The organism is Calothrix sp. CBUCES-K 9914 (genome assembly GCF_059640475.1).
In genome coordinates, this window is the sequence record NZ_JBXXZH010000105.1 from 16604 (window position 1) to 30576 (window position 13973).

The 13973-nt window shown below is 40.9% G+C and carries 13 protein-coding genes; 10 read left to right on the forward strand and 3 right to left on the reverse strand.

The genetic code is table 11. The annotated features are described in order from the left end of the window. Positions 1–86: 86 nt before the first annotated feature. A complete protein-coding gene (gene topA / locus AC2JBO_RS22430; RefSeq protein WP_496955870.1) occupies positions 87–2759 on the reverse strand; it encodes a type I DNA topoisomerase in 2673 nt (890 codons plus the stop codon). Between the two features lie 579 nt (positions 2760–3338). Between topA and rbp the strand changes: the two genes are divergently transcribed. Both rbp and AC2JBO_RS22440 read left to right on the forward strand, forming a co-directional pair. After that, entirely contained in the window at positions 3339–3650 is a 312-nt protein-coding gene (gene rbp, locus AC2JBO_RS22435) for an RNA-binding regulator (protein WP_496955871.1), read from the forward strand. Positions 3651–3986: 336 nt separating this feature from the next. Next, positions 3987–5549 (forward strand): NAD(P)H-quinone oxidoreductase subunit N, encoded by a 1563-nt coding sequence (locus tag AC2JBO_RS22440; protein WP_496955872.1) that lies wholly within the window; start codon positions 3987–3989, stop codon positions 5547–5549. Positions 5550–5763: 214 nt separating this feature from the next. Here AC2JBO_RS22440 and AC2JBO_RS22445 read toward each other — a convergent pair whose 3' ends face one another. Continuing rightward, a complete protein-coding gene (locus tag AC2JBO_RS22445) occupies positions 5764–6345 on the reverse strand; it encodes a response regulator (protein ID WP_496955873.1) in 582 nt (193 codons plus the stop codon). A gap of 186 nt (positions 6346–6531) precedes the next feature. On the opposite strand from AC2JBO_RS22445, the gene lipA reads away from it, so the two are divergent. Together lipA and AC2JBO_RS22455 are read left to right on the forward strand one after the other, a co-directional pair. Then, a complete protein-coding gene (lipA, locus tag AC2JBO_RS22450) occupies positions 6532–7431 on the forward strand; it encodes a lipoyl synthase (protein ID WP_496955874.1) in 900 nt (299 codons plus the stop codon). Positions 7432–7521: 90 nt separating this feature from the next. Next, positions 7522–7656: a photosystem I protein PsaX gene (locus AC2JBO_RS22455; RefSeq protein WP_496955875.1), complete on the forward strand. Its 135-nt coding sequence runs from the start codon at positions 7522–7524 to the stop codon at positions 7654–7656. Positions 7657–7738: 82 nt separating this feature from the next. Here the strand turns inward: AC2JBO_RS22455 and AC2JBO_RS22460 are convergent, their stop codons facing one another. Continuing rightward, positions 7739–8641, reverse strand: a complete 903-nt coding sequence (locus AC2JBO_RS22460; protein WP_496955876.1) for a branched-chain amino acid ABC transporter permease — start codon at positions 8639–8641, stop codon at positions 7739–7741. A gap of 191 nt (positions 8642–8832) precedes the next feature. Between AC2JBO_RS22460 and hrmK the strand changes: the two genes are divergently transcribed. The 6 genes from hrmK to AC2JBO_RS22490 all read left to right on the forward strand — a co-directional run bounded on the left by hrmK (position 8833) and on the right by AC2JBO_RS22490 (position 13668). Continuing rightward, entirely contained in the window at positions 8833–10593 is a 1761-nt protein-coding gene (gene hrmK / locus AC2JBO_RS22465) for a hybrid histidine kinase/response regulator HrmK (protein ID WP_496955877.1), read from the forward strand. A gap of 27 nt (positions 10594–10620) precedes the next feature. Then, positions 10621–11448: an ATP-dependent sacrificial sulfur transferase LarE gene (gene larE, locus AC2JBO_RS22470; protein WP_496955878.1), complete on the forward strand. Its 828-nt coding sequence runs from the start codon at positions 10621–10623 to the stop codon at positions 11446–11448. Between the two features lie 470 nt (positions 11449–11918). After that, entirely contained in the window at positions 11919–12278 is a 360-nt protein-coding gene (locus AC2JBO_RS22475; RefSeq protein ID WP_496955879.1) for a hypothetical protein, read from the forward strand. A gap of 120 nt (positions 12279–12398) precedes the next feature. Further along, the gene (locus tag AC2JBO_RS22480; RefSeq protein ID WP_496955880.1) at positions 12399–12740 is read left to right on the forward strand and encodes a hypothetical protein; all 342 of its coding nucleotides are present in this window, start codon (positions 12399–12401) and stop codon (positions 12738–12740) included. Between the two features lie 106 nt (positions 12741–12846). Then, positions 12847–13023 (forward strand): hypothetical protein, encoded by a 177-nt coding sequence (locus tag AC2JBO_RS22485; protein ID WP_496955881.1) that lies wholly within the window; start codon positions 12847–12849, stop codon positions 13021–13023. A gap of 159 nt (positions 13024–13182) precedes the next feature. Beyond that, positions 13183–13668, forward strand: a complete 486-nt coding sequence (locus AC2JBO_RS22490) for a hypothetical protein (protein WP_496955882.1) — start codon at positions 13183–13185, stop codon at positions 13666–13668. The last annotated feature ends 305 nt before the right edge of the window (positions 13669–13973 follow it).

Here is a 13973-nt window from a genome sequence, read left to right on the forward strand (position 1 = left end):
TCATTAGAAAGATGCGTACTATGTATTTTTAGTCAATAGGGAATAGGGAATTAGGAAGAGGAATTTCCTTATTTTCCCTTCCCTGTTTATTTTTTCTTTGCTGTTGCGGTTTTAGCAGTTTTAGCGGTTGCTGCTTTTTCGGTCTTACCAGTCTTAGTGGTAGATTTTGTCGCACTAGTTGTTTTTGATTTGCTGGTTTTTCGGGCATTCTTAGAAGTAGATGCTTTGTCTGCCAGCAGTTGTACAGCTTCTTCAAGGGTTAAATTTTCTACAGATTGTCCTTCGGGTATACCGACGTTGGTTTTACCATGTTTGATGTAAAGACCATAAGGACCCTCATAGACATTAATTGGTTGCTCATCATCAGGATGGGTGCCAAGTTCACGTAAAGCAGCTTTTGATTTACTGCTGGTTGCTCGTCCTTTTTTTGGTTCGGACAAAATTTCTAGCGCGCGTTCGAGTGTGACATCCAAAACGTTATCAGATGCTTTCAGCGAGCGATAATCTTTTCCATCTTTACCTTGGTCGTGGACGATATAAGGACCAAAGCGTCCCAAAGAAGCTTGAATTTTTCCTCCGTCGGGATGTGTACCCAGCATTCGAGGTAAAGCGAGTAAACCAAGAGCAATTTCTAAGCTGACAGTTTCTGGGGTAACGCCTTTGGGTAAAGAAACTTGTTTTGGTTTAGGATTTTCTTCAGATTTATCACCTAATTGAACATAGGGACCATATGGACCAATAAGTACATAAATTGGTTCTCCAGTTTCGGGGTGACGACCCAAAGTGTCTGGACCTTCGGTTTTTTGTTTTAGTAGAGTTTGTACTTTCTGCGGGTCAAGGTCAGCAGGAGTCAAGTCTCTAGGAATAGAAGCAGTTACTACATCTTCCCCGTCACCAACTTCAATGTAAGCACCATATTTACCGATACGAACTTTAGCATCTAAATTTTCTAGTTCAATAGTTCTAGCTGTAGTTGCATCAATTTGACTTTCTTGGTCTTTAACAAGAGTTTCTAGTCCTTGTTCTCCTAAATAAAAGTCTTTTAAATATGGTAGCCATTGAGCTTCGCCGGCGGCAATATCATCGAGAGTTTGCTCCATTTTGGAGGTAAAACTAGGGTCTACGACATCAGGGAAGTGTTTTTCAAGCAACCCTGTAACGGCAAAAGCTGTAAAGGTTGGAACCAGAGCATTATTCGTTAACTGAGCATAACCTTTATCGATGATAGTTCCGATAATGCTGGCGTAGGTACTTGGGCGCCCAATACCTTCGCTTTCTAGAGTTTTAACGAGTGTAGCTTCGGTGTATCGCGCGGGGGGTTGTGTTTCGTGCTTAACAGCTTCGAGTTCGTTGCATTCAGGTTTATCGTTAACTTTGAGGTTTGGCAGAATTATTGCCATGTTATCCAGCAGTGCATCCGGGTCATCAGAACCTTCAACATAAGCGCGTAAATAACCCTCGAAGTCAATACGTTTACCCGAAGAGCGGAAACCAGCATCTTCGACTTGAAGTTGGACTGTGATTTGAGTTTGACGCGAGTCAGCCATTTGGCAAGCTACAGTACGCTTCCAAATTAGGTCATAAAGTTGGAATTCGCGACCAGCTAAACCTGTTTCTTGTGGTGTACGGAAACTACTACCTGCGGGACGTATCGCTTCGTGCGCTTCTTGGGCGCCTTTTGATTTGGTAGTATATTGGCGTTTACTTGGGCTGAGATAATCTTTACCGTAGAGTTTTTCAACACAGTCGCGTGCAGCGCTTACAGCTTGGTCAGACAAATGTACTGAGTCAGTACGCATGTAAGTAATGTAACCTTGCTCATACAAGTTCTGAGCCGTTCGCATTGTGTCGCGTGCGCTCATACGGAGTTTACGGTTAGATTCCTGTTGTAGTGTTGAGGTAGTAAATGGTGGTAACGGTTTGCGTGTGACTGGACGTTCTTCAAGGTCTGTAACTGTCCAGGGTTTGTCAGTTAGCCGTAGTTGCAAAGCTTCTGCTTCAGTTTGATTTAATAGTACAACTTGGCGCCCGCTAATGATTTTTCCTGTAGCTGAGTCAAAATCACTACCTGTAGCAACTTTAGTACCACCTAAATTGACTAAGACGGCGCCGAAGGGAGTTTGGTCGAGTGATAGTTCGGCTTTGAGGTCCCAATAGGCGCCAGTACGAAAAGCTCGGCGCTGACGTTCTCTATTTACCAACAAGCAGACTGCCACCGACTGCACACGACCGGCTGAAAGTCCGTAAGAAATTTTTTTCCACAGCAGCGGCGATAATGTGTAACCAACAAGTCGGTCTAAAATCCGTCTAGTTTCCTGCGCGCGTACTAACTTATCATCGATAGTACGGCAATCCTTCAAAGCTTTTTGAATAGCTTCTTTAGTAATTTCATGGAAAACCATGCGCTTTGTAGGAACCTTCGGACTTAGTAGTTGGTATAAATGCCAACTAATACTCTCCCCTTCTCGGTCTTCGTCAGTTGCCAATATCAGTTCTGATGCTTCCTTGAGAGCATCTTTGAGCTGCGTGACAATTTTCTTTTTATCTTTGGGGACAACGTAAAGCGGTTCAAAATCAGCATCTATATTTACTCCAAGCTGCGCCCATTTTTCCGTCTTAACTGCGGTAGGTATTTCGCTAGCCGACTGTGGAAGGTCACGAACATGACCCATACTAGCTTCTACCCGAAACCCTTGTGGTAGGTAATTACGAATGGTACGAGCTTTTGTCGGAGATTCAACGATAACGAGAGTTGACATGGAGATTTTAATAAAAAAAGCAATGAGCGTAGCTAAATAGTAAAATTGAGGTTAATTCTTCAAAGATGTCAAGGTCAAATATCACTATATTGTAATGATATAAGTCTTACCCTAAAAGCCAGGTAGATGTCACTGAAGACTTAACTGGCGTGCTAGGTGCTGTACATTCCAATCGTAATCCTCGTTTTGGTTGCTATCAAGACACACAAGTGTAGGCTCCAGCTATTTTAATCTTTAACTCATATCTTGCTTTTTTGGCGACTGGTAATTAGTAAAATCCGTCTAAAATTTAATATAGCTGTACTTTCGTGATTTGTTGCGATTGGCGCCCGCTTCAGCTTTGAAGCAGAGAACACAATTGATTAATCATAAGGCAAATATATAATAATTATCAGTAAAATATTATACTTATGTAAAAATCCGAGTACAGGGAGTGTGGACGGGCTGTGGCGGGCAATAAAGTTATGCTACGATAGACTTGGGAGAGATATATAGGGCAGACGTGTTCTTGTTTTTACATTAAAAAGCAAGTAGCTATGCGGATATATGTCTCTAATTATTTCAATTCTGGAGAGTTTCATGTCAATCTACGTAGGTAACCTATCCTACAACGTTACTCAAGAAGACTTAGAAAAAGTGTTTTCTGAGTATGGCGGCGTTAAACGAGTACAATTACCCACAGACCGAGAGTCAGGTCGTTTGCGAGGTTTTGGATTCGTCGAAATGGAAACCGAAGCGGCAGAAACCGCAGCCATAAATGCACTAGACGGTGCTGAGTGGATGGGTCGTGTAATGAAAGTTAATAAGGCAAGACCGAGGGAGGAGAAAGGTGGTCGCTCTGGTGGAAACAGCTGGAACAAGGGCGGCAACAACAGTTATTTACGCTACTAATATCCAAACATTAACCTTGACAGCAAAGCTATAATATCTCGACTCCGAGAAGAGCGAAAAGTATTTGCTATCCAAAATATAATTATAAGCATAGCATATAGGTTATTATTTGCTTTGATTGAATTATCAAAGTAGGTGTACATAACCTGTATGCTTAATTTTATGCATAGTTAATTAATTCTTCAGAAACGAGAATTGTTATTTACCCTACTATTTACGCTGTATCTATAAATCGATTGTGATTTTGCGCTACGATTTGCCGATAAATTGCTAAAAAACAATAGAATTAACAAAGTTGGTTCCTTGATGTTTCATAGCTAAAACCTAATACGTGTCATGGATTTTGCTAATCTTGCAGCCCAGCTGAACGCTGGAACTATACTACCAGAGGGGATTGTGATTACAACCCTGATGGCAGTTTTAATAATTGATTTGGCTTTGGGACGCGCCTCAGAGCGGTGGATTGGCTATGTAGCGGTTTCTGGGTTACTAGCTTCAATATTCACTCTCTATCTACAGTGGGATAGCGCCACTCCCATAGGCTTTACTGGTGGTTTCAATGCAGACGACCTAAGTATTGTGTTTCGCGGGATTGTTGCTCTTTCAAGTGCAGTTACCGTTTTAATGTCAATTCGCTATGTCGAACAAAGTGGAACCGCATTAGCAGAATTCATTGCTATTTTGCTGACTGCGACTGTAGGAGGTATGTTTCTTTCAGGTGCAAGCGAACTAGTAATAATTTTCATTGCGCTTGAATCGCTTAGTATTTCTTCATATTTGCTCACAGGTTATACCAAGCGCGACCCTCGTTCTAACGAAGCAGCGCTCAAATACTTGTTGATTGGTGCTTCGAGTACCGCAGTATTTTTGTACGGAGTTTCTTTGCTGTACGGATTGTCTGGTGGAGAAACCCAGTTAAGCGCAATTGCTGCGGGTATTGAAGGTGCCAACTTAACGCAATCACTTGGTTTGGTTATCGCGTTAGTATTCGTAATTGCGGGTGTTGGTTTTAAAATTTCAGCAGCACCGTTCCACCAATGGACACCTGACGTATACGAAGGGGCGCCGACACCAGTAATTGCCTTTTTGTCGGTTGGTTCCAAAGCAGCAGGTTTTGCGCTTGCGTTAAGGTTATTGACAACCGTCTTCCCCCTTGTCGCAGAAGAATGGAAATTTGTCTTCACCGCACTTGCAGTGTTAAGCGCGGTTTTGGGTAATGTGGTAGCGCTTGCTCAAACCAGTATGAAGCGGATGTTGGCATACTCATCAATTGCCCAAGCCGGGTTTGTGATGATTGGTTTAATTGCAGGAACAGAGGCAGGTTATGCCAGCATGGTGTTCTACATGCTTGTTTACCTATTTATGAACTTGTGCGGTTTTACCTGCGTAATTCTTTTCTCTCTACGAACAGGAACCGACCAAATTGCCGACTACTCAGGATTGTACCAAAAAGACCCATTGCTTACGCTTGGTTTGAGCATATCATTGCTATCTCTAGGTGGTATTCCTCCTCTAGCTGGGTTCTTCGGTAAAATCTATCTATTTTGGGCAGGTTGGCAAGCAGGACTTTACTGGCTGGTTTTACTAGGTTTAATTGTCAGCGTAATTTCCATTTACTACTATATCCGCGTTGTCAAGATGATGGTAGTCAAAGAACCTCAAGAGATGTCCGATGTAGTTAAAAATTATCCTGAAGTGCGTTGGGATTTACCAGGTTTTAGACCCTTACAAGTTGGTTTAATTGCTACTCTCATCGCGACTTCGCTAGCAGGAATTTTATCAAATCCCATCTTCACGCTAGCAAATAACTCAGTTACACATACACCAATGTTGCAAGCTGTAACAGCACAAAAAGCTCAGGTTGATTTAGCTAAAACCTATGAACAACAGCAGTTGTAGGGTGCGTAACACCATAACAATATTTCAACGAAGCAAATGATTTTGTAGCGTTACGCACCTTAAATCACAGCGAAGAGAATAGTACATTCGGCGCCCTAATTGTGGCGCCTTTTTTATGGGTAGGGTGCGTAACGCCATAACAATATTTCAACGCAGCAAATTATTTTGTAGCGTTACGCACCTTACATGTCAGCGAAAATAGCAGTACAACAAATTATTTAATTTTTTGCTTAATAAATGTTACTACTTGAGCTAGCTGTTTCTTCAAGCTGTCAATTTCCACCTGCATTTTAGTAATTTTATCGTTTAAGACCTGAATTTCAGTTCCGCTTGTGCCGATTGCTACAGCATTTGCTGAAGTTGCTCCATTTTTTGTAGCAGCTTGCGTGCCAACCTGGGTTTGGTCTTGGCGAGGTTGTTTAGACTTCGCCATTGCTGCTTTAATGGCATTAATCAATTGCTTTTGGTCGAAGGGTTTGTTGAGAAACTCAAAGTACTCAAAAGGTTCAGAGATTTTCTCCGTCACTTCTTCCTTTCGCCCAGACATGATAACCAAGGGAATTTTCCTCAAATCTGGTTGAGCCTGAATTTGTTGGAATACGTCCCATCCGCTCATTTTGGGCAAGAGGAAGTCTAGCATAATCAAGCTGAACTTCTCCTGTTGGATTAGTTTTAGCCCTTCAATACCGTCTTTTGCTTCAAAAACTTGAAAGTTCCCCGAAGGAGGTAACATTTCTCGTACTTTTACCCTGACAACTGTAGTGTCATCGATAACTATAATTTTGTTACTTGCCACGACTGATTTCTCTAACAGATACTTTAGTTTTAGATGGCACGATGCCGATTAGAAAGAATGAATCATCCCACTATACTCAATATTTATAATGATTGGGGGATAGTAGAATCTAGGAAATGTGATGAATATGTAAATTTTTTACGCGCGTATGTACTTAGTAATAATTTTTCTGAATGCAAGATAATTATGACCTCAAATACGGAATTCAAATCAGAAATTTTAGCTCTCCCTAAATGGCTACGTCGTTCCATTGGTAAAGCAAGCGAGCTTTCCACAGTGCAGCAAATCATTAAGCAACGGCAAATACATACAATTTGCGAGGAAGGGCGATGTCCGAATCGGGGGGAATGCTATGCTCAAAAAACTGCAACTTTTTTATTGATGGGTCCAACATGTACTAGGTCTTGTGCTTTTTGCCAAGTTGATAAAGGACATGCTCCAATGCCCATAGATATAGATGAGCCAATGAAAGTAGCGGAAGCTGTAAAGCTTTTGGGGTTGCGCTACGTCGTTCTGACTTCGGTCGCGCGCGATGATTTACCAGACCAAGGCGCCGGACATTTTGTGCAGACAATAGCAAAAGTGCGCTTAGTTAACCCTGATACTCAAATAGAAGTACTAACACCGGATTTTTACGGAGATAAATATCGTATCGAAATGATTGCTGCCTCAAAACCTGCATGTTTCAACCATAACATCGAAACAGTGCGAAGGTTAACTCCTAGAGTTAGACGTGGTGCTAAATACGACCGCTCGCTAAAAGTGCTGCAAATCGTAAAAGATTTTGACCGAGAGATTCCAACCAAGTCTGGCTTGATGTTAGGGCACGGGGAAACACGCGCGGAAGTCGTTGAGACAATGGCTGATTTACGTTCGTATAAATGTGACCGCATTACACTTGGTCAGTACATGCGTCCGTCACTAGAACATTTACCAGTCCAAAAATATTGGACTCCTGAAGAATTTGACGAACTTGGTAGTATCGCGCGTGAAATGGGGTTTAGCCACGTCCGTTCAGGTCCTTTAGTTCGCAGTTCGTATCATGCAGGAGAGGAAAAAAATAGTACAAAAGGTAGTAGAGAGTAGTGCTAACAAAAATATTTTTAACGAATATAGGCAATGGGGACAGCTCTTTGGTATTTCTAGAGAAGTTCTTAAAGTAAGGAGTTCATGCCGATGGCACCTACAGTTGGAAAAGATGTCGCCAATACTGGCGCAAAGCCTCCCTATACCTACCGCACAGCTTGGGCACTTTTTCTGCTTGCTGGCAATTTACTAATAGCCGCGTACTACTTTCATATTATTGAGTAGTTAACGTAGGTAAAGGGGAAAGGGTAAAGGTTAAAGGAAATTTAGTTGTATAGCTATTTTCCCCTTTCGCCCTTCCCCTTCTTTACATCGTTCCTGTGAACAATCCTTTGGGACGAATGAGCAACACTAAAATTACGATTACTAGCGCGACAGCTTGTTTGTACTGTGAACCGATTAATGGAGTACTTACTTCCTGTGCAATACCAATGATGAAAGCACCTACAATGGCGCCGTAAGGATTGCCAATGCCACCGAAAATTACAGATGCAAACAATGGTAAAATTAGAAACCAGCCCATATTTGGTCTAATTCCTTCACTTAGCCCTAACATACTTCCGCCGATAGATGTCATTACTCCAGTGATAATCCAGGTTGCAAGTACAACTCTGTCTACATTTATACCTGTCACTCGTGCGAGGTCAATATCATCAGCAACCGCGCGCATGGCTTTACCAATCTTTGTATTTTGCAGTAAATAATGAAGGGCAATAATAGTTAGGATTGCCAGAACAATGATAATTAATTTCGCTTGAGGTATTTTTAAGCCTGCGATATCTATAGCTGAACTTACAGGGACTTGGTAGCTGAGGTTATTACCACCCCAAATTAAGATAATACCGTTACGCAGGAATAGCGCAAGTCCGATGGAAATGATTATAAATGTAGTTGAGTTTGCTCGTATGGCACGCATTCGTGACCATAGTAGTTTCTCGGAAAGTAGCATAAAAGCTACAGTACCTATTGTCGCTACAATCATCGCTAACCAGATATTAACTCCAAAGCCAGCGTTTAACAGAAAAGTTAAATAGGCGCCTAGAGTCAAAAAGTCACCGTGAGCAAAATTCGATAACCGTAAAATCCCATAGGTAAGAGTCAGACCGACTGCGGCTAGGGCAATAATACTACCTACAGCAATGCCGTTTACAGTCAATTGAGGAATTTGGGTAATCCAATTCGTAAGATATTGGGCAAATTGATCATTCATGAGTTAATCTTGTCTAATTGTTATTACGGTTTGAAGGAGAATTATTTTCGACAGCGGATAATAAAGATTTAAGTCATATTTGACACTTTGGGTTTTAGTTTATAAATATTGAGATAAATGTACGCTAATATACATTGGAACTTACCAGCACTTTCGTGCAAAGCCAAATTTGTTCAGTGGTTGATTTGATAATGCAGCAGTATTCAAGCTTACCAGAACAAAACTCGCAAGTTGATGCAGCATCAACACTTTTGACAACAATTGAGCATTTACGTGCCCAGTTGTGGTTAGAAAGCAGTTTGAACCAGTTGCAATCTCGTATAAATGAATGTTTCTCTAACTACAATGACGATTCACAAGCTCTAGAGTCGAAAATTTTTCAAACAGTAGTTGACGAACTCGGCAATGCTTTAAAACCGAGTCAAATTGCTATCGCGTTAACCCAAAAATTAGATACTGCTGTAATTCGCTATGTCTCTTCAATGGCGCCGTTGAGGAGTGAAGACTCATGTTTAGAACACCTAAGCTTAGAAAAAGTATTTAGTGCAAATGAACTAGTCTTAATGGAGACAGAGCAACCTAAATGTGCTTGGGCAATAGCTGCTAGTCCAAACAATACATTAGGATGGCTAATAATCTCTGACCAAATCATAACTACTAGGGCAATCAATAGTACATTTAACCTAAGGCAGGAATTACTAGAATCTAGTATTGAGCGCTGTATTGCTGCATTAGTACAGGTAAAACGATTAAAATCATTTGAGCAAGTTTGTCAGCATTTAGAAAGCTATAATCAGGAACTTCAGCGTACAAATCAACTAAAAAATCAATTTCTTGCTAGTACTAGCCATGAAATCCGGACTCCATTAAGCTCAATTCTAGGCTTCACTCATTTACTGCTAGCTCAAGGTTTTGAGCCAAACCGTGAACGTCATCAAGAATATTTAAGTATTATTCAGTCCAGTGGTAAGCATTTGTTAGCTTTGATTAACGATATATTAGACCTTTCCAAAATTGAAGCAAATCAAATGGAGGTGCAGTGGGAGGATGTAGATATACCCGCACTGTGTCGAACTGTTTTTGCATTGGTAAAAGAAAAAGCAGCGAATAAGGGTTTGCGGATAGTTTTAGATATAGAACCTGATGTGACAACACTGATTGCGGACTCACTACGACTCAAGCAAATGCTTTTGAACCTTATTTTTAACGCTTTAAAATTTACAGAATCAGGTTCAGTCGGTTTGCAAGTTAAAATCCAGGGTAATTTTGTGCATTTCATAGTTTGGGATACAGGAACAGGTATACCAAAGGAATATCAAGGAGAACTGTTTCAACCTTTTTCGCAAATAGCTAACGCTTTAGTTGGTCGTGATGAGGGTACAGGTTTGGGATTAGCAGTAACTCGTAAGTTAGCAGAGCTTCACAGTGGTTATGTCGAAGTTGAATCAGAAACGAACCAAGGTTCACAATTTACAATTGTATTACCGCTTAAGCAGTGCGTAAATTCAGAAGTAGAAGCAAAAAGCTTAAGAACAGTTGTAGAGATTGAGCATCCCCATTGTCCAATTCCGGAAGTACTCTTATCTTCTAATTCCCCATCTATTCTTATAGTGGAAGATGATTTACCTAATGCTCAAATGATGCAAATCTATTTAGGGAAATTAGGTTATCAAGTTAGTTGGGTTAAAAATGCTACTGAATTTTGGGAAAGCATAGAGCGTCAAATTCCCTCCATAATTCTTATGGATATATATTTACCTGACTGCAATGGATTTAACTTAATTAAGAAATTACGCGAAGACACTAAGTATAAAAATATATTAGTAATAGCTCAGACAGCAATGGCAATGAAAGGTGACGACAAAACTTGTATTGCAGCGGGATTCGATAATTATATTTGTAAGCCGATTGATTTACCAAGGCTCGCGGCAATGATAGCTAAATATAGTTAAGATGTTCTTGGAAAATTGGCAATTTGTATGTTGAACGAAAAACTTGATAAGCTACAAGCATTCTTTGCTCAGATGCAGCAAGCGTTGATAGCTTATTCTGGCGGTGTTGACAGCACTTTGGTAGCAAAAATTGCGTATGATGTGCTGAAAGAACGCGCGTTAGCAGTGACAGCGGTTTCACCGTCGTTATTGCCAGAAGAACTGGAAGACGCAAAAATTCAAGCAGCAACAATTGGAATTCGCCATCAAGTCATAGAAACGCGCGAGATGGAAAATCCTAATTACACAGCAAATCCAGTTAATCGCTGCTATTTTTGTAAAAGTGAGCTTCACGATACCCTTAAACCGTTAGCGAAACAACTCGGTTATCCTTATGTCGTGGATGGAGTTAATGCTGATGATTTACACGATTATCGCCCAGGTATTCAAGCAGCTAAAGAACGAGGCGCCTTTTCTCCCCTAGCAGAAGTAGGAGTGAGTAAACTTGAAGTGCGTCAGCTTTCACAGCAGTTAGGTTTACCGTGGTGGGATAAACCAGCACAACCTTGTTTAAGCTCAAGATTTCCTTACGGAGAAGAAATAACGGTTGCCAAGTTACAACGAGTAGGTAGAGCAGAAGTATATTTACGTAAGCTGGGGTTTTCCAACCTGCGCGTTCGTTCTGAAAGCGATACAGCCAGAATTGAGCTACCAGCCGAACACATCAAAGATTTTGTGTTAAAGACCGATTTACAATTAATCGTTTCTGCTTTCCAAGAACTCGGTTTTATCTATGTCACCTTAGACTTAGAAGGTTATCGTAGCGGCAAGCTAAATCAAGTTCTGAATAAGCAACTAGCAGTCAATATTAATTAGTTTTGATAAGTGGTAATTGTAGCACAGGCATCCTGCCTGTGCATTCATAAATACAGAGAGAGTATTAGAAATTTGAAATAGGCGCCACTTCGTACTACTGGTTAACTCATATCTTGCACCTAACGATAAAACACGTAAAAATTTGATAAAGAGCGTACAAATATAACAGCAAATAAAAAACAACTATTGAATACACACTCGCACTATTATTTACTTTTAATATACGGTAATTACGTAAATAGTTTTTCTCAAGACATAATTATTAGATGGCGCCGTGAGTCATCTGCGCTTACCATGTTTATTTGCATTGTGGCGCCAAAACGTGAGAAAAAGGGCGTTGAAATATATCTAAAGTTCAGCAAGAAAAATGATTTCAATTCTTGCCCACGCCCAAAGTCTAGTTTACACTTTGGTCTCTTGCAAAGTTAGGCGGGACGGAAGCCGACACCGCCTACTTTGCGCTGTCATTGATGCCTTCTATTTACCAACAAGAAAATCTTGAATCGATGTTTGGGATGTTCTTAGAGGCACAAGGCTATCCTTTACCTCAACACAGTAAAAGCAAGTCACCGAGCGCCTTAAGTCGGTTTCTCAATATCTATAATTGGTCAATTAGAGGTGTAATTCGCACTGCTCGCAACCGTATTATTAAGGAGATTGTATCTGAGCGTTCGTTGGGGCACCAACCATTTTTACAAGTTATTGTTGACCTGACAACTTTGGAGAAAGCGGGAAAATTTAAGGCGCTCGAAAACTTAATCAGCGTATATCACGGAAAACGAGGTTTGCATTTGGTGAGTCCAGTCCTGAAGGAGGGTTTCCCTCCGTAGGGAACTGGCGAACCCGAAGGGTTGTGGTGTATCTGGTTGTTGGTCGGTGGCGAGTACCTTGGAGTTTCCGCGTATGTCCGTGTCAAAGGTGCCACTTCCCCGGCAAAATTAGGATTAAAAATGGTTAAATCTTTACCAAAAAAATTAACCAAGCACTTTAAGGAGGTAATGGTTCTAGTAGATACAGGCTTTGGTAGTATCCAATTTATACACGGCGTTAGGGAGAAAAAATATCACATAATTGCTGGTATAGCTTGTACCCGTAAGTTAATAGATGGGCGCACTGTAGCTCAATTACACAAAAGAGGACAGCAACTTTACCTTCAGAGTTTGAAGTTTCCTGTTTATATATCCTGGTATTATGTTAAACGCCATGATGGTAAGTACGAGAAACGATTTGTTATTTCTACCAAGGCTCTGAAGGCTAGTACCATTTCTTGGTGGGGCAAACGACGATGGTGAGTCCACTTGGCGGTGTCGGTTTCCGTCCCGCCAAAGTGGCGAACCCGAAGGGCAAATAGAGGGTTGGTTTAAAACCGCAAAGCACCGTTTTGGACAAGGAACCCTCTTGGGAGTTTACCGTTGGCTGGTATTGTCGCTTATATCTGACGTTTTAGCACACTGGGCTTATTTATCTACTAGTGGCGCCAACGGCGACTTACCTGACTGGGGTGAAGCCGCAGAAATTGCAGCTCCTTACTATATTTCCACATTTAATAGTGTTATTTCTTTTACAAGACATTGAGCGACTTAGGGAACTGGCACTTAGTCAAGGAATTAACATTGAAATTTCCAGGTGCAAGATATGAGTTAAGTCAACAGGTAGTACTCGTGATTAAGATATTGCTGAAATAGGGCAATTTGGTACTACTGGTTAAGTCAACAGGTGGTACTTTGTAGCTTTGTGGCAAAGATAATTACTTTTGCTGATGACGTGATGTCTGGTAGAGATATTTTGGTATTTATTGGACAAATTCCTGATAAAACAGACATTAAATACAGCATGTACAAACAAGATACAGGTTTTGATGTACTGTTAAAAATGCGTGTTGGTAATGGTTGGGGCTGGGTTAAGTTTAGTTATTTTACTTATGAATTTGATACTAATTGGTTAAAAGGTTGCCCGACAATAGTTTTTAAAAAAGATGGTAGTTGCTGGATAAATTGGACATTAGAACGTTACCATGTTGCAACAGGAGGAGTAAAAGCGCAACAAGATAAACGTGTTTGCTGTGTAGATATTGATTTAGATGGTGATTCGATTTGTGTGCTATCCGTATTAGAGCCGGATGTAAACGGGGAAGTAAGAGAAGTAGCGAGATACTTCGTAAAAGGACATAATTCCCACGTCAGACGTAGGAAGTCGGATTTGAACCTGATTCGGGATTGAACGCTGCTAGGAACATTGGCATGAGATTCTACCAGCGCTACCGTACTCAAAAGCTTGTCCTCGTAAGAGGATGAGTCGAGCATTCGCTACATACGAAGCGTCTCGTCCCCATGTGTAGAGGGGAGATAATTCACTTACTAATTAGCTAAATGTTGTTTATTGAGAACAACCTATGATTAGTGACTTGCCACGCGGGTGATGCTATGTTTAGCCTTAAAGAGGTGAACCGAAAACGTAAGGAAGTGCGACTCGTTCTAAGTAGGAACCCTTAGAAACTAAAGGTGTATGACTTAGGTAAAAGGGAA